Below are 15,458 nucleotides of genomic sequence, written 5' to 3'. Positions count from 1 at the left end.
TTTATTCCTCCACCACTGCGGCGCGACGGCGTACCGTGCGCTGCTCGATGTGCTTATCCACGTTGTCCAGCAGCACCAGGCGATCAACGAAGATGCCCGGCGTGACGATATGGTCCGGATCGATCTCGCCGGGCTCCACCAGCAGCTCAACCTCGGCCACGGTCAATGCAGCGGCGCTGGCCATCATCGGGTTGAAGTTGCGGGCAGTCATGCGATAGACCAGGTTGCCCTCGGTGTCGGCCTTCCATGCATGGACCAGCGCCAGATCGGCCTTCAGGCCGCGCTCCTGCACATACAGCTTGCCGTCGAACTCGGCCAGCGGCTTGCCCTCGGCGATCACCGTGCCGACCCCGGTCCGCGTGTAGAAGGCCGGAATACCGGCGCCGCCGGCGCGGATGCGCTCGGCCAGCGTGCCCTGCGGATTGAACTCCACCTCCACCTCGCCGGCCATGTACTGGCGCGCGAACTCGGCGTTCTCGCCGGCGTACGAACAAACCAGCTTGCGCACCTGGCGGGTCTTGAACAACTTGCCGAGGCCCATGCTTTCAGTACCCGGGTTGTTGGAGATGATCGTCAGCCCGCGCACACCGGACTCCAGCACCGCATCGATCAGCACCGCCGGAATACCGCACAGCCCGAAACCGCCGGACATGATGGTCATGTCGTCGCGCAATATGTCGGCCAAGGCCGCCTTGGCCGACGAATGGATTTTTCTCACAGACACCTTGCATCCTCTCTATTCAAGAATTGCCCTGTCTTTCAAGCAGCCATTTCCCGGTGAATTGGTAGAACGGCCCTTCCGTGCAATTCTTATTCAGCAAGAGCGGTGCCAGCGCAAATATCCATTTGATTAAAAAGAAAATAGGGAAATTTTCCGGCTTTTTGGGTTGAATTGTCGTCCTAATAGCGGTCGCCCACTCTGAATACTCGTACGAAATTCGGGCGCCGCGTCGGTCGATGATGGCGGCCTGTCCTGGCCTTTCTGATCAGGACAGGCCAGAAAAAGCAAGCCCCTGTTGGGGCGAATGAATTCGCCCTCACAGAGCAGCCCCCGCCAATTCGCCCCACAGACAGCGCGGCTAGTCGTCTGCAGCCTCCGCGAGCAGCCGTCGCAGACTGGTCTTCAGGACCTTGCCGTAGTTGTTCTTCGGCAGGGCATCGACGAAGCGGTATTCCTTCGGGCGCTTGAAGCGGGCCATGCGCTCAAGGCAGTGGCGGTCGAGGGCTTCCGCGCCGATGCCTTTCACCCCCTCCTCCAGCACCACGAAGGCCACCACCACTTCGCCCCACTCCGCATCCCGGCGGCCAATCACCGACACCTCCCGCACCGCTGGATGGGCGATCAGCACCTCCTCCACCTCCCGCGGGTAGATGTTGGAACCGCCGGAGATGATCAGATCCTTGGAACGATCCTTGAGGGTCACGAAGCCATGGGAATCCATGCTGCCCATGTCACCGGTCCACAACCAGCCGTCACGCAGCGTCGTCTCGCTGGCCGCCGGATTGCGCCAGTAGCCGGACATCACCGCGTCACCACGCACCACCACCTCGCCGACCTCGTCGCTGGCCAGGCTGCGCCCCTCCGCATCGACGATGCGCACCTCGGCCAGGGCCTGGGCGACGCCCACCGAGGCGACGCGCGACTCCCAGTCCGGATCGGCGCGGTCCGCCAGCACCTCCCGCGACAAGGCGGTGATCGTCATCGGCGATTCGCCCTGGCCGTAGATCTGCACGAAGCGCGGCCCCATCACGTGGAGGGCAATGCGGATGTCGTCGGCGTACATCGGGCCACCGCCGTAGATGATGGTCTGGAAGCCGGACGGGTCCGCAGCGCTGCGCTGTACTCGATCCACCAGGCGGCGCACCATGGTCGGCGCGGCAAACAGACACAGGCGGCCGACGGAGCGTGACAGGGCGATCAGCTCGTCCGGCTCGAAGCCGCCGGACTCCGGGATCACGTGGCGGCAACCACGCAGCATGTAGGGGAAGCTGTACAACCCGGCCCCATGGGACAGGGGCGCCGCATAGACCGACGCGTCGTCGCGGGCGACCGGATCCACGTCGGTAAAGAAGCAGGCAGTCATGGTCTGCAGGTTGCGGTGGCTCAGCATCACGCCTTTAGGCTGGCCGGTGGTGCCTGAGGTGTAGAACAGCCAGGCCAGCGCGTCCGGCGCCCGCTCCTGCACCGGGATCGCCAGCGCGGTCACGGCGCGCAGGTAATGCCCGTCGCCGGGCACCAGCAGCGGCACCACGCCCCCCTCGTCCTGCAGCACGGGCGCAAGTTCGCCGGCCAGGTCCGCCGACACGCAGACCAGCCGCGCCCCGGCATTGCCGATGATCCAGGCCGCCTCGCGGGGATGCAGCTTGGCGTTGATCGGCACCACCACCAGGCCGGCCCACAAGGTTCCGTAGAGGCATTCCAGGTATTCGGCGCAATTGCTCATGTAGATCGCCACCCGCTCACCGGCCTCGAGCCCGAGGTTCTGGCGCAGGTAGCCGGCGAGGCGCGCCGAACGGGCGGCCAGCGCCGCATAGGTATGCAGCTGGCGGTCGCCGACGAGCAGCGCCGGGCGCTCGGGGAAGGTCCGCGCCGAACGCGCGAGGATATGGGCCAGGTTCATTTCCGTCTCTCCAGGATGCTCACGTAGTTGGCAACCGCCGCACCGCCCATGTTGAAGACGCCGCCGAGGCGCGCGCCCTCCACCTGCATCTCACCGGCCTCGCCGGCCAGTTGCATGGCCGCCAGCACGTGCATCGACACGCCGGTGGCCCCTATCGGATGGCCCTTGGCCTTGAGGCCACCGGATGCATTGACCGGCAGCGCGCCGCCCGGATAGACCGTGCCATCCGCCAACCGATCCGCGCCGCGGCCCGGCAGCGCCAGGCCCATCGCCTCGTAGCTGAGCAGTTCGGCGATGGTGAAGCAGTCGTGCACTTCGGCGAAGGACAGGTCGGTGACCCGGCAGCCGGCGCCGGCCAGCGCCGTACCCCAGGCGCGCCGCGGCCCTTCGAAGCTCAACACGTCGCGGCGGGATATCGGCAGGAAGTCGTTCACCTGCGCCCGCGCCCGGAAGCGGATGGCCCTGCGGGCATTGGCAAGCAGGGCGTCGTCGGCGAGCACCAGCGCCGCCGCCCCGTCCGACACCAGCGAGCAGTCGGTCTTGCGCAGCGGGCCGGCGATACGCGGGTTGCGCTCCGACACCGTGTTGCAGAACTCGAAGCCCAGATCCTTGCGCATCTGCGCCCACCGGTTGCGCACCCCGTTGGCGTGGTTCTTGGCGGCGATCCGCGCGAGCGTCGCCGAGTGGTCGCCGTAGCGCTGGAAATAGGCCTCGGCAAGGTCGCCGAAGAGGCCGGGGAAGGTCATGCCGTGGGCGGCCTCCTCCCGCACGTAGGATGCCGAGCCGAGGATGCGCGTGACCTCCGGGCCGGACACCGCGGTCATCTTCTCCGCGCCAACCACCAGCGCGAAGCCGGCGCGGCCGGACTCAATGGCGTCGCAGGCCGCGAACACCGCCGCCGCCCCCGACGCGCAGGCGTTCTCCACGCGCGTCGCCGGGCACCAGCGCAGGCGCGGATCGGCCTGCAGGACCAGCGAGGAACAAAAGATGTCCGGCACGAAGCCGCCGTTGAGATGCCCGAGCCAGATCCCGTCCACATCCTCCGGATGGATCCCGGCGTGCTCCAGCGCGTCGCGGCTGACTCCGCCGATTAACGCCTCCAGGTCCAGGCCGTCCAGCCGTCCGAAGGGCGAATGCGCCCAGCCAATGATGCTAACCCCCATGTCGTCTCCTTTTTCTCATTCGGTGTGGATGCGACGGCGCTGGCGCCGCCTGCACGACGAAATGGCAAGGGCCATGCCCGTCCCGACATTTCCGCCCTCCGCCGCCAAGCCCTTGAATCGGTGGGGGCAAATCACGGCTGCCGGCAGCGCTCCACCGCCGCGGCCGGCCAACACGACCGGAATTCGGACGCACCTCCAGCTTTTTGCGACTGCTTCCCGGACGTAGTCAGCACCCGCATCTGCTGCATACGCCCTGCCAGCCGCGCTGCTGCGCCACTAAGCCTTCGTGGCACAGCCCTTGCCACACCCGTGGGGGCGAATTCATTCGCCCCCACGGGAGACAGGCTCCCGCTCTCGACACCCAACAAAACACAACAACAGGAGACATTCCATGACGCCCCCCCCTGTCGACCGCATCCCAGTTAGCCTGCTCACCGGCTTCCTCGGCGCCGGCAAGACGACCCTCCTCAATGCCCTCATGCAGAACCCGGCGATGGCCGGCACGGCGCTGCTGATCAACGAATTCGGCGAGGTAGGCGTGGATCACCACATGGTGGACCGGATCGACGACAGCACCGTGCTACTCGACTCCGGCTGCCTGTGCTGCAGCGTGCAGGGTGACCTGGTGAACGCGCTGAAGACGCTGCACCAGCGCAGCTCACGCCGCGAGATTCCGCCGGTTTCGCGGGTCGTCATCGAGACGACCGGCCTCGCCGACCCGGTGCCGGTGGTCTACACGCTGATGGAGGAACGCTTCATCGCCGCCCGCTACGTGTGCGACAGCGTGCTGACGGTGGTGGACGCCACCCACGGCGACGCCCAGCTCGACAGCCATGCGGAAGCTGTGCGCCAGGTGACGCTGGCCGATCGCCTGCTGATCACCAAGGCCGACCTGGCCGGCTCCAGCCAGCTTGCCCGGCTCAACGCCCGCCTGGCCGAACTCAACCCCGGCGCACCGCGCATCGAAGTGCGCCACGGCCAGGTGGAGCCGGCACGCCTGTTCGGCGGCGGCGTCTATGCGCCCGGCGACAAGCTGCCCGATGTAGCGGCCTGGCTCGGCGAAGAACGCGCTCGCGATGCCGAGGCCCGCCTCGCGCCACCGACGCTCAGCTGGACGCGCCGGAGCAGCCCCCACGCCCCGGCCCATGCCCCTCGCCACGACGGCAGCGTATCCAGCTTCGTGGTACGCCTGGAAGCGCCGGTACCCTGGTTCGGCCTGGCTTTGGCGCTGGGGCGCATCCTGCAGCAGTACGGCCCTCGACTCCTGCGCGTAAAGGGGCTCGTCAACGTGGCCGGCGAATCCCGACCGCGGGTCGTGCAGTGCGTGCAGAGCGTCGCGTACCCGCCGGTTAGCCTGCCGGCCTGGCCCGCCGAGGGCGCCTTCGAAGACCGGCGGGGCCGGCTGGTCTTCATCACTCGCGATCTGCCACCGGACGCCGCCGAGGCGATCCGGGCCGCTCTCGCCCAACTGCCCGGCGACGCGGCGGCCATCCGTGCCACTGCCGCCAATCCGTTGCTGCCAACCCGCTGCTGGTTCTCGGAACGGGTCGCCCTGACCGCTCCGGACAGCCTGCAGCTCGAGGGCTGGGTCGTCCAGCCGCGCCGATTCGCCCGCAAGACGGCCAACGTCTGATCGTCGGTCGGCCGACGTCCGGAGATCAGACGACGGCCCGCCGCCCGCCTGCCAGCCTCAACCGGAAATACCTTTCAAAACAGGGCGCTCCGCTGCAGCCGGAACAGGCCTGCCCGAATGGCATGGCCCCTGCTGTAAAGCCCCGCCCCGCGACCGTCCCGGCTGCGGGCGCCGCAATCCATAACATGATCGGAGAAGAAACAATGAAAGCCCTCGTCTACGGCGGTCCCGGCAAGAAGTCTCTGGAAGAACGCCCCATTCCGGTACTGAAGGACGCCAGCGACGCCATCGTGCGCGTCACCAAGACCACCATCTGCGGGACCGACCTGCACATCCTCAAGGGTGACGTGCCCACCGTCGCCCCCGGCACCGTGCTCGGCCACGAAGGGGTCGGCGTGGTCGAGTCGGTCGGCGCCGGCGTCACCACCTTCAAGCCCGGCGACCGGGTGCTGATCTCCTGCATCACCAGCTGCGGCAAGTGCGAGTTCTGCCGCAAGGGCATGTATTCCCATTGCACCACGGGCGGCTGGCAGCTCGGCCACCTGATCGACGGCACCCAGGCCGAGTACGTGCGGGTGCCCCACGCCGACACCAGCCTCTACCCGATCCCCGCCGACGCCGACGAGGAAGCCCTGGTGATGCTCAGCGACATCCTGCCCACCGGCTTCGAGTGCGGGGTGCTCAACGGCAAGGTGCAGCCGGGCAGCACGGTGGCCATCGTCGGCGCCGGCCCGGTCGGTCTGGCGGCACTGCTGACCGCCCGCTTCTATTCGCCGGCCCGCATCATCGTGGTGGACCTGGACGACAACCGCCTCGACGTGGCCAAGCGCTTCGGCGCCACCGACGTGGTGAACAGCAGCGACGGCCAGGCCGCCGAAGCGGTGAAAGCGCTCACCGAAGGCCGCGGCGTGGATACCGCCATCGAGGCGGTGGGCATCCCTGCCACTTTCGGCATCTGCGAGAACATCGTCGCCGCCGGCGGCGTGATCGCCAACGTCGGCGTGCACGGCACCAAGGTGGACCTGCACCTGGAAACCCTGTGGGCCCACAACATCTCCATCACCACCCGCCTGGTGGACACCGCCACCACCGGCATGCTGCTGAAGACGGTGCAGGCCAAGAAGCTCGATCCGTCCCTGCTGATCACCCACCGCTTCACGCTGGAGCAGGCCCTCGAGGCTTACGAGACCTTCGCCAGCGCGGCCAGCAGCAAGGCCCTGAAGGTCGTCATCTCGGCCTGAGGCCCATCCTCCGTGACACGTAGGCCGGGGCGCCCGCTGCGGGCATCCCCGCGCCCGCCCCTTCCAGTCCCCTTCTCCACGGAGATCGACCAACGTGTTTGCCAATCGCCAGTGGCTCGCCCACCTGGAACACTTCGCCGATGCCCTCGCCGGCGAAACCCCACTGCTCACCCCGTTCCGCGCCTCCCGCCGCCTCACCCAACTCGACACCCGCCTGCAGCAAGCCCACCTAGGAGCCCTCAACCGGGCGGCGGAAATCCGTCGCCGGGCTGACGCCCTCGAAGAAGAAACCATCCGCCTCGAGACCGCCCTCGCCGAAGCCCGCCGGGAAACCGCCGAACTGGCCGAGCGTTTCGAGCTGATCAGCAGCGCCAGCGGCGAGGGGCTGTGGGACATCCACCTGGTGGCCGGCGACCCGGCCCATCCGGACAGCGTCGTCTGGTGGTCGCCCCAGTTGCGGCGCCTGCTCGGCTTTGACGACGAACGGGACTTTCCGGACCAGCTGGAAAGCTGGAGCAAGCGCCTGCACCCGGACGATGCGCGCCGGGTCGTCGCCGCCTTCGGCGCCCATCTGGCCGACCGGGGCGGGCACACGCCCTACGACATTCATTACCGGCTGGCCCGCAAGGACGGCAGCTACCGCTGGTTCCGGGCCATCGGCACAACGCTGCGCGATGCGTCCGGAACGCCGTTGCGGGTGGCCGGCTCACTGCTGGACATCCACGACACGCTGGAGCAGGACGCCCTGCTCAAGCGTAGCCTGGAGCGCTTCGAGTTAGTCCGCGAGCTGCTCAGCGACGGGCTGTGGGACATCGAGATCGTCGGCGGCGACGCCCTCAACCCGGCCAACACCGTGTGGTGGTCGCAGCAGCTGCGGCGCATGCTCGGTTTCAACGATGAGCACGATTTTCCGAACACGCTGGAAGCCTGGTCCTCGCGCCTCCATCCGGACGACCGGGAGCGCGTGCTGAAAGCCTTCCTCAACCACCTGGCCGACCGCAGCGGCCGCACGCCCTACGACGAAGCCCACCGACTCGCCCTGAAGAACGGGGAGTACCGCTGGTTCCGCGCCTCCGCCCAGACCCGCCGGACGCCTGACGGCACGCCGCTGCGCGCCGTCGGCGCCCTCACCGACATCGACACCCGGCTGCGGGAGAACGAACAGCGGGAGATCCGCGAGAAACAGCAGGCCAAGCTGGAGGCCACGCTGCACCGGATCGGCGAGCTGGTCGGCACGATCAAGGAGATCGCCGACCAGACCAACCTGCTGGCGCTCAATGCGGCCATCGAGGCGGCCCGCGCCGGCGAAAGCGGACGCGGCTTTGCGGTGGTCGCCGACGAAGTGCGCAAGCTGGCCGAGCGCACCCGCGAGACCACCGCCCGCATCGGCAAGATGGCCACCGAGGAGCCGTAAACGGACGGCGCCCCGCCGGATTTCCAGCGGGGCGCCAAGGGCCACGTTAGCGAACTCGCCCGGCTCAGGCCGACTGCACCTCGGCCTTGGGTGCCACACGGCCCGCCGCCTGGGCCCGATTCACGCCGCTGATGAGGGCCTTGATCGACGCGGTGACGATGTTGGCGTCGATACCGACCCCGTAGCAGTCGCTGCGGGTCTCGCCGGCCATCTCCATGAAGGCGCAGGCCTGGGCGTTGCCGTCGTCGCCGATCGGCACCATCGAGCGTTCTTCATAGCTGCGTACCTGGACGCGGATACCGGCGCTCTGGAGGGCATGCACGGCGGCGTTGATCGGGCCGTTGCCTTCGCCGTCGAGGATGCGCGGCTGGCCGTCGATCTCCACGCTCAAGCGGATGCCCTGCACGGCGCCGTTCTCGACGAGGTGGTGACTGCAGTAGCGCACCGGGGCGACGGTGTCGAGGTAGGTCTCGGAGAACAAGCGCCAGATGTCGTCGGCGCTCACCTCGCCGCCATGGGCGTCGGTATAGCGCTGCACAACGCCGGAGAACTCAACCTGCAAGCGGCGCGGCATCACCACGCCGTATTCGTTCTCCATCAAGTAGGCGATGCCCCCCTTGCCGGATTGGCTATTCACCCGGATCACCGAATCGTAGCTGCGGCCGACGTCGGCGGGATCGATGGGCAAATAGGGCACGTTCCACGGCGCATCCGCCTTTTGAGCGGAGAAACCCTTCTTGATGGCGTCCTGGTGGGAGCCGGAGAAGGCCGTGAAGACGAGGTCACCCACGTACGGATGGCGCGGGTGAATGGGCAACTGGGTGCAGTGCTCGTAGGTACGGGCAACGGCGTTGATGTCCGAGAAGTCGAGCTGCGGATCGACGCCCTGGGTGTGCATGTTGAGGGCAAGGGTCACGAGGTCCACATTGCCGGTGCGCTCGCCGTTGCCGAAGAGGCAACCCTCGACGCGGTCGGCGCCGGCCATGAGGCCGAGCTCGGCGGCGGCCACGGCGGTGCCGCGGTCGTTGTGGGGGTGGAGGCTGATGATCACGCTGTCGCGGCGGGCGAGGTTGCGGTGCATCCACTCGATCTGGTCGGCATAGATATTGGGCGTGGCGATCTCGACGGTGGTCGGGAGGTTGAGGATCACCTTGCGCTCGGGCGTGGCGCCCCAGGTCTCGGTGACCGCGTCGCAGACTTCCTTGGCGAAGTCGAGTTCGGTGGCGGTGAAGAGCTCCGGGCTGTATTCGAGGGTGATCTCGGTTTCCGGCATTTCGTCGGCGAGCGTGCGGATGAGGCGCACCGCATCGACGGCCATTGCCACCACCTCGGCCTTGCTCATGCCGAAGACGTTCTCGCGGAAGGTCTTGCAGGTGGCGTTATAGACGTGAACGATGGCCTTCTTGGCGCCCTTGAGGGATTCGAAGGTGCGGCGGATGAGGTGCTCGCGGGCCTGGGTGAGCACTTCGATGCTCACGTCGGCGGGGATGTGGCCGCCCTCGATCAAGCCGCGCACGAAGTCGAACTCGGTCTGCGAGGCGGACGGGAAGGCAATCTCGATTTCCTTGAAGCCAATCGCACAGAGGGTCTTGAACATCTGCATCTTCTTGTCGGCATTCATCGGCTCGAAGAGGGCCTGGTTGCCGTCGCGGAGATCGGTGCTCATCCAGATCGGCGCCTTGTCGATGACACGGCTGGGCCACTGGCGGTCGGTGAGTTGTACGGGCGGGAAGGCGCTGTACTTGGTGGGCATTTGCTTCGGCATTTTGGTGCTCCGGAAGATTGAATTCGATGGGGTGAATCTTACGGAAAGGGGCGTGGCAGGTGCTTGCGTTTTGCGCGTCAAAACGCCATAAAATAGACATAAAATTCCACTTTAAATACTTTTAACGCAATTAAATGGAACTCGACCGCTACGACCGGCAAATTCTCGCCATCCTTCAGCAGGATGGGCGGATCAGCAACCAGGATTTGGCCGAACGCATCGGCCTGTCGCCGTCCCCCTGCCTGCGTCGGGTCCGTGCGCTGGAGGAATCCGGCCTGATCACCGGCTACCGGGCCCTGCTCGACGCCAAGAAGCTCGGCCTCAGCCTGATGGCCCTGATCGGCATCTCGATGGACCAGCACACGCCGGAACGCTTCGCCAGCCTGGAAGCCAGCATCCGCGACATTCCGGAGGTGCTCGAATGCCTGCTGATCACCGGCCAGCAGTCGGACTACCAGCTCAAGGTGGTGATCCGCGACATGGACGCCTACCAGGACCTGCTGCTCAACCGCATCACCCGCATCCAGGGCGTCACCGGCGTACACACCAGCTTCGTGCTGCGGCGAGTGGTGGATCGCACCGAGCTGCCCGTGGGGCTGGATGGCCGCTAGCCGCAAACGGAGCAGCGGCGCGGGCTTGAAGCAATTAGTGTTATTTTGTACAGTAAATGCATCGTTTGCCAGAAGCGTCCTCAGGACGCGATGCCCATGAACGCCCAGATGAGTTTCGATTTTCCCCTCGACGCGGCGCCGATTCCCGCCGCCCTCGCTCCACGCCGGCGGACGGCCCGGGCCGCGCACGCCGCCGAGCACCTGCCTACCCAGCTGGCCTTCGTCAATGCCAACGGCGGTCTGGTGGCGCCCTCTGCCCCCATGGCAACACGACGCCCCTTCCCCGCCCCCGTGCCCAAAGTTGTCGAAGCCCCCGCCGACAAGGGTGACGCAATCCGCGAAAACCGCCTGTGGCAGGAGAACGGCTGGACCGCGCGGGTGCTGCGCAACGATGGCGAATGGAGTGTCGAACTGCGCCGCGACGGGGACAGCGAACCGGCGCTGGTGGCCCCGTGGGACCTGGATCGGGACCTGCGCAATCCCAAGCCCCTCAACTACGGCGAATTCATTACCCTGGTCAAATCGGCCGAAGAGGCCATGCAGCGCCAACGCCTGCAACTGCAGGCCCGACTGCACAAGCGGCTGACCGTCTTTGCCCAGGATGCCGAGTGGAACGTGACACTGGACATCGTGCCCGACGAATACGAGCCCCACGCCCTGCTCAGCGCCTTTGGCGCCGACGGTGAGCTGGTTGCCCAGCAGCGGGTGGCACCTGACTTCAAGTTCAGCACTGCCACCGCCCGGACGTGGATAGACGGCGACTTCCGCCAGGCCGGCGGTGACGGCTTCTGAAGCCCCCGCCCTGTGGGGGCTTCCTGTGGGGGCGAATTCATTCGCCCTCAGCCGGTGGATTGACCTCCGTGGGCGAATGAATTCGCCCCTACAAAAATCTACCCACAACTCCTGCTTGAAACAAGCTTGCCTGAACATGCCCCGAAAGAGGAACGCCGTGCCCACCCTGAAACGCATCCTGTTGCCTCTCCTCCTGGCCTGCCAGCTAGCCGCCCCTGCCCACGCCGACGACGCCCTCCGGCACTGGATCGACGGCCCCCAGCGCAGCGAGAAGAACCGCCAGCGCGACCCCGCCCGCCAACCGGCAGCCACTCTTGAGTTCTTCGGCCTGCAGCCCAGCCAGACAGTCGTCGAGATCTGGCCCAGCGTCGGCGCCTGGTGGTTCGAGATCCTCGCCCCCTACCTGCGCGACCACGGCCATTACATCGCCGCCTTGCACGCCGGCGACCACAACCCCGCCGCCGCCCGCGCCGAACACGACGCCATCGGCGGCCTGATCGCCAGCCAGGCGGCGCTGTACGGCAAGGTCGAACTGGCGCTCAGCCCTGGCCTCACGACGACACTCAAGCCGAACTCCGTCGACCTGCTGCTGACCTTCATGAACCTGCACAACTGGATCACAGACGGTAACGCCGACGCAGTAATCCGCGAATTCCACACGGTGCTCAAGCCCGGCGGCGTGCTCGGCGTGGTGGATCACCGTGCCCGCACGGACCGACCGTCCGCCGAGCAGCTACAGGCCGGCTACCTGCGGGAGGACGAAGTCATCGCCCGCATCGAGAAGGCCGGCTTCAAGCTCCTCGCCCACTCCGAGCTTGCCGCCAACCCGCTGGACACCAAGGACCACCCGGCCGGCGTGTGGACGCTGCCGCCCACGCTGCGTCTGAAGGACCAGGACCGGGCCCGCTACCTGGCCATCGGCGAGAGCGACAAGTTCACGCTCAAGTTCATCAAGGTCGCGGACAGGTAGGCGTCAGCCGGGGCACCCTGTGGGGGCGAATGAATTCGCCCCCACAGGGCTCTTCCCTTGCGCCAGGACAGGTCCCAGTCCTGGCTTGAGGCCTTGCAGGGCAAGGCCTCGCCGGTTCTAGAACACGTGATTCACACCCAGCATGTAGCCGTTCGGGTCGTAGCCCGGCTTGGCCACGGTGCCGACCAGGTTGCCACCGTCGGTCAGGCTGTAGGTGCCGTTGGCCTTGTTGAGGACCTTGCCCAGGTGCCGTACAGCGTCGTGCTGTCCTGCAGCTTGTAGGCGTAGGCAAGGCCCAGCAGGTTGGCGTCGCGGTTCTTGATCGACTTGTCGTCGAGCTGGCTGTAGCTCACGAAAGCCTTGCCACGCCACACCGGAATGCCGGCGCTGACGCTCCAGCCTTCGGCCTTGGACAGGGTGCCCGTCACGTTCTCGTAGTTGCCGCCACTGATGCGACCCGCCACATAGTTGCCGTACAGCGTCGCAAAGCCAAGGTTGTAGCTACCGCCGACCTGCCAGCCGCGGCGCTTCGCCAAACCCGTTTCCTGCGGGCCCGTTGCCGGGGCGACGTAGCTGCCGTTATCGAGGTTCCAGGCGGTGAAGGTCGCATTTACCGGGCCCCCCGCGTAATACAGCGCCAGATCGCCGCCACGGCCGGCCTTGTCCGTGGTCACGGTCGTCGAACCGGCCGCAACCGGCGTCACCATGTTCACGTTGTTCTCGCTACCGCTGGTCAGCGTCAGCTGGCCAGAGAAGCCGGCGACTTTCGGTGAGGCATAGACCAGCGAGTTGTTGAGCCGGGTCGGCATGCCGCCGATCACCGGCAGGAATCCCGCCGAGGAACCGAAGAAGCCGGCGCCCATCGCTGCGGACATCACCGACGAAGTGTAGGAACCGGCGTACTGACGGCCAGCCGTCACGGTACCAAAGCGGGTCGAGAGACCGGCATAGATCTGGCGCGAGAAGATCTGGCTGCCGTTGCTGGTCTGGCCGCCACTGGACACCGCGGTGTTGTTGATGCCCGGCGTGATCGCGCCGGTGCCGACGGAACCCGTGTCGAACAGCAGACCGGCTTCCATCAGGTACACCGCCTTGATGTCGTCACCCAACTCCTTTTCGCCCTTGAAGCCCAGGCGGGAGGACGTCATGCCGCCGGAGCCGATCGTCGATTTCTGCCCGTAGCCGCTGTTCACCGTCGAGGCGCTGACATCGGCCACCCCGTAGATCGTCAGCGTGCCAGACGGCCCCGTCGGCACCCCCATCTGCAGGCCGGCGCCACGGGCCGGACCGCCGGTCTGGATCTCGGTCTTCTTCTGTTCTTCCTGGTTCTTCAGCAGTTGCTGGATCAGCTGGCGCTGTTCGGCCAGCTCACGCTTGAGCGCGTCGATCTCGCTTTCGGCGAAAGCCGGTGCGGCGACGCCGGTGCCGAACACGGCCAGCAACAGCAGGCTCAGCGGGCGGCGGGCGATGGAACGGTTAATGGAACGACTCATGGACTTTTTGTGATGCACGGACAATCTCCTCTCCTGAAGCCGGCTTTAAGCCGGCAACGATGTGCCCCTCTGCAGGGGGCTGTGGCGAGCGACGGCCCAGTCGGCCAGGCCGTCGCGGGGCGGCGGGCGCAAGACTCCCGCCGTGTTCTCTGAGCAGACGCAAATGGGGAAATACGAACCCGGGAAGGACTAGGCGGAATAGATCCGCCGCAGCTCGCGCTTGAGCAACTTTCCGGAGGCGTTACGCGGCATGTCTTCGATGAAGAAGATCTTCTTCGGGACCTTGAAGGCCGCCAGATGCTCACGCGCATGCGCCATCAGCTCGTCGGCGCTGGCCGTGGCACCCTGCTTGAGCGCCACCACCGCGGCGACGATCTCGATCCAGCGCTCGTCGGGCAGAGCCACCACCGCCACCTCGGCCACCGCCGGGTGGGTGTACAAGGCCTCCTCCACGTCCCGGCTCGACACCAGCACGCCACCAGTCTTGATGACGTCCTTGATGCGGTCGGTGATGTACAGGTAGCCGGCTTCATCCACATAGCCCACGTCGCCGGAACGGAACCAGCCGTCAGCGAAGGAACCGGCGGTCTCCTCCGGTTTGTTCCAGTAGCCGCTCATCAGCTGCGGCGAACGATGGACGATCTCGCCCATCTCGCCGGGCGGCACGTCGTTCATGTCGGTATCGACGATGCGGGTTTCCACGTTGAAGATCGGACGCCCCGCCGAGGCCGGCCGGTCAGCGTGCTCCTCGGGGCGCAGCACCGTTGCCAGCGGGGCGATCTCGCTCTGCCCGTAGCAGTTGTAGAGCTGCAGCGCCGGCAGGCGGGCCGCCAGTTCCTGCACCACCGCCACCGGCATGATGGACGCGCCGTAGTAGCCCTTCTCCAGCGAGGACAGATCGCTGCGCCCAAAAGCCGGGTGCCGGAGGAAGGAAATCCATACCGTCGGCGGCGCGAAGAAGGAAGTGATCTTCTCCGCCGCGATCAGCTCGAAGCACAGCTCGGCCTGGGGTGCCGGCAGGATGATGGTGGTCGCACCGACCAGCAGCTGCGGCATCAGGAAAACGTGCATCTGTGCCGAGTGATAGAGAGGCAGCGAGGCCAGGGAACGGTCGCCGGGCTTGATATCGGTCGCCAGCAGCGTGCTGGTGTACTCCGCCAAGAGCGCCCGGTGGCTCATCATCGCGCCCTTCGGGGCCGCCGTCGTGCCGGAGGTGTACAGCAACTGGGCGATGCTCTCCTCGTCGATGTCCAGCGCCGGCGCCTGGTCACGGCCCGGCGTGTCGGCCCAGGCCAGCACGTCGTGGGCGCCATCGCCGCCATGCAGCGTGCCCTGCCATTCACAGGCCAGCGTCGGGCCGAGGGCCTGCACGTGGCTGGCGATGTCGATGTCGCAGAACAGCGCGCGGGCACCGGACTGTTCGACGATGTAGCGCAGCTCGCTGTCGATCAGCGCGTAGTTGATCGGCACGTGGATCAGGCCGGCGCGCGCGCAGCCCAGCCACAGGATCACGTAGGCGTCGGAGTTGCGGCCGTAGGCGGCCACCCGGTCACCGCTCTGCAGGCCGAGGCCCAGCAGCTGGTTGGCCACCCGGTTGGCCGCCGCGTCGAGACGCGTATAGCTCCAGCTGCGCGTCTGGAAGCGCAGCGCCTCCTTGCCCGGATTGCGACGCACCGAGCGGTGCAGCGCATCGCCGATCAGGTTGCGGCTGGCGCGGCGGACGTCGTTACGGATGTCGTTCATCTTGGTCTCCTC

The 15,458-nt window shown here is 66.8% G+C and carries 12 protein-coding genes; 6 read left to right on the top strand and 6 right to left on the bottom strand.

The genetic code is table 11. From position 1 onward, the window contains the following. Position 1 precedes the first annotated feature (1 nt). The 3 genes from ACE3RX_RS12000 to ACE3RX_RS11990 form a co-directional block, all read right to left on the bottom strand. Positions 2-661 carry a CoA transferase subunit A gene (locus ACE3RX_RS12000; RefSeq protein ID WP_374483813.1) on the bottom strand — a complete coding sequence of 220 codons (660 nt, stop codon included), beginning with the start codon at positions 659-661 and terminating at the stop codon, positions 2-4. Between the two features lie 418 nt (positions 662-1,079). Continuing rightward, positions 1,080-2,621 carry a class I adenylate-forming enzyme family protein gene (locus tag ACE3RX_RS11995; RefSeq protein ID WP_374483725.1) on the bottom strand — a complete coding sequence of 514 codons (1,542 nt, stop codon included), beginning with the start codon at positions 2,619-2,621 and terminating at the stop codon, positions 1,080-1,082. After that, positions 2,618-3,784: an acetyl-CoA acetyltransferase gene (locus ACE3RX_RS11990; protein WP_374483723.1), complete on the bottom strand. Its 1,167-nt coding sequence runs from the start codon at positions 3,782-3,784 to the stop codon at positions 2,618-2,620. The genes ACE3RX_RS11995 and ACE3RX_RS11990 overlap by 4 nt, the downstream gene beginning before the upstream one ends. A gap of 391 nt (positions 3,785-4,175) precedes the next feature. On the opposite strand from ACE3RX_RS11990, the gene ACE3RX_RS11985 reads away from it, so the two are divergent. From ACE3RX_RS11985 to ACE3RX_RS11975, 3 genes are all read left to right on the top strand, one after another. Beyond that, on the top strand, positions 4,176-5,417 hold the full coding sequence (locus ACE3RX_RS11985) for a GTP-binding protein (RefSeq protein WP_374483721.1): 1,242 nt from the start codon (positions 4,176-4,178) through the stop codon (positions 5,415-5,417). A gap of 203 nt (positions 5,418-5,620) precedes the next feature. Further along, positions 5,621-6,658 (top strand): zinc-dependent alcohol dehydrogenase family protein, encoded by a 1,038-nt coding sequence (locus ACE3RX_RS11980; protein WP_374483719.1) that lies wholly within the window; start codon positions 5,621-5,623, stop codon positions 6,656-6,658. A gap of 94 nt (positions 6,659-6,752) precedes the next feature. Beyond that, complete coding sequence (locus ACE3RX_RS11975) at positions 6,753-8,072, top strand: PAS domain-containing protein (protein WP_374483716.1); 1,320 nt, start codon at positions 6,753-6,755, stop codon at positions 8,070-8,072. A gap of 64 nt (positions 8,073-8,136) precedes the next feature. On the opposite strand, the gene leuA is transcribed toward ACE3RX_RS11975, so the two are convergent. After that, positions 8,137-9,837 carry a 2-isopropylmalate synthase gene (gene leuA / locus ACE3RX_RS11970; RefSeq protein ID WP_374483714.1) on the bottom strand — a complete coding sequence of 567 codons (1,701 nt, stop codon included), beginning with the start codon at positions 9,835-9,837 and terminating at the stop codon, positions 8,137-8,139. 134 nt (positions 9,838-9,971) lie between these two features. Here leuA and ACE3RX_RS11965 point away from each other — a divergent pair, with 134 nt between their 5' ends. The 3 genes from ACE3RX_RS11965 (at position 9,972) to ACE3RX_RS11955 (ending at position 12,210) form a co-directional block, all read left to right on the top strand. Next, entirely contained in the window at positions 9,972-10,448 is a 477-nt protein-coding gene (locus ACE3RX_RS11965) for an Lrp/AsnC family transcriptional regulator (protein ID WP_374483712.1), read from the top strand. 96 nt (positions 10,449-10,544) lie between these two features. After that, complete coding sequence (locus tag ACE3RX_RS11960) at positions 10,545-11,240, top strand: hypothetical protein (protein WP_374483710.1); 696 nt, start codon at positions 10,545-10,547, stop codon at positions 11,238-11,240. 157 nt (positions 11,241-11,397) lie between these two features. After that, complete coding sequence (locus ACE3RX_RS11955) at positions 11,398-12,210, top strand: class I SAM-dependent methyltransferase (protein WP_374483708.1); 813 nt, start codon at positions 11,398-11,400, stop codon at positions 12,208-12,210. Positions 12,211-12,413: 203 nt separating this feature from the next. Here ACE3RX_RS11955 and ACE3RX_RS11950 read toward each other — a convergent pair whose 3' ends face one another. Further along, positions 12,414-13,703, bottom strand: coding sequence for a porin (locus tag ACE3RX_RS11950; RefSeq protein WP_374483706.1), 1,290 nt, complete (start codon positions 13,701-13,703; stop codon positions 12,414-12,416). A 189-nt stretch (positions 13,704-13,892) separates the two neighbouring features. Next, entirely contained in the window at positions 13,893-15,446 is a 1,554-nt protein-coding gene (locus tag ACE3RX_RS11945; protein WP_374483704.1) for an acyl-CoA synthetase, read from the bottom strand. Positions 15,447-15,458: the final 12 nt, after the last annotated feature.

This window comes from Zoogloea sp. (assembly GCF_041914405.1).
GTDB lineage: Bacteria > Pseudomonadota > Gammaproteobacteria > Burkholderiales > Rhodocyclaceae > Zoogloea.
Note: the sequence above shows the minus strand (reverse complement) of the source record. Positions and strands in the feature narration are given on the sequence as shown.

What these genes read in the sequence shown, in the direction of transcription:
- ACE3RX_RS12000 (WP_374483813.1), bottom strand. Translation starts at nt 661, where the DNA reads ATGACCATCATGTCCGGCGGTTTCGGGCTGTGCGGTATTCCGGCGGTG.
- ACE3RX_RS11995 (WP_374483725.1), bottom strand. Translation starts at nt 2,621, where the DNA reads ATGAACCTGGCCCATATCCTCGCGCGTTCGGCGCGGACCTTCCCCGAG.
- ACE3RX_RS11990 (WP_374483723.1), bottom strand. Translation starts at nt 3,784, where the DNA reads ATGGGGGTTAGCATCATTGGCTGGGCGCATTCGCCCTTCGGACGGCTG.
- ACE3RX_RS11985 (WP_374483721.1), top strand. Translation starts at nt 4,176, where the DNA reads ATGACGCCCCCCCCTGTCGACCGCATCCCAGTTAGCCTGCTCACCGGC.
- ACE3RX_RS11980 (WP_374483719.1), top strand. Translation starts at nt 5,621, where the DNA reads ATGAAAGCCCTCGTCTACGGCGGTCCCGGCAAGAAGTCTCTGGAAGAA.
- leuA (WP_374483714.1), bottom strand. Translation starts at nt 9,837, where the DNA reads ATGCCGAAGCAAATGCCCACCAAGTACAGCGCCTTCCCGCCCGTACAA.
- ACE3RX_RS11965 (WP_374483712.1), top strand. Translation starts at nt 9,972, where the DNA reads ATGGAACTCGACCGCTACGACCGGCAAATTCTCGCCATCCTTCAGCAG.
- ACE3RX_RS11960 (WP_374483710.1), top strand. Translation starts at nt 10,545, where the DNA reads ATGAACGCCCAGATGAGTTTCGATTTTCCCCTCGACGCGGCGCCGATT.
- ACE3RX_RS11950 (WP_374483706.1), bottom strand. Translation starts at nt 13,703, where the DNA reads ATGAGTCGTTCCATTAACCGTTCCATCGCCCGCCGCCCGCTGAGCCTG.
- ACE3RX_RS11945 (WP_374483704.1), bottom strand. Translation starts at nt 15,446, where the DNA reads ATGAACGACATCCGTAACGACGTCCGCCGCGCCAGCCGCAACCTGATC.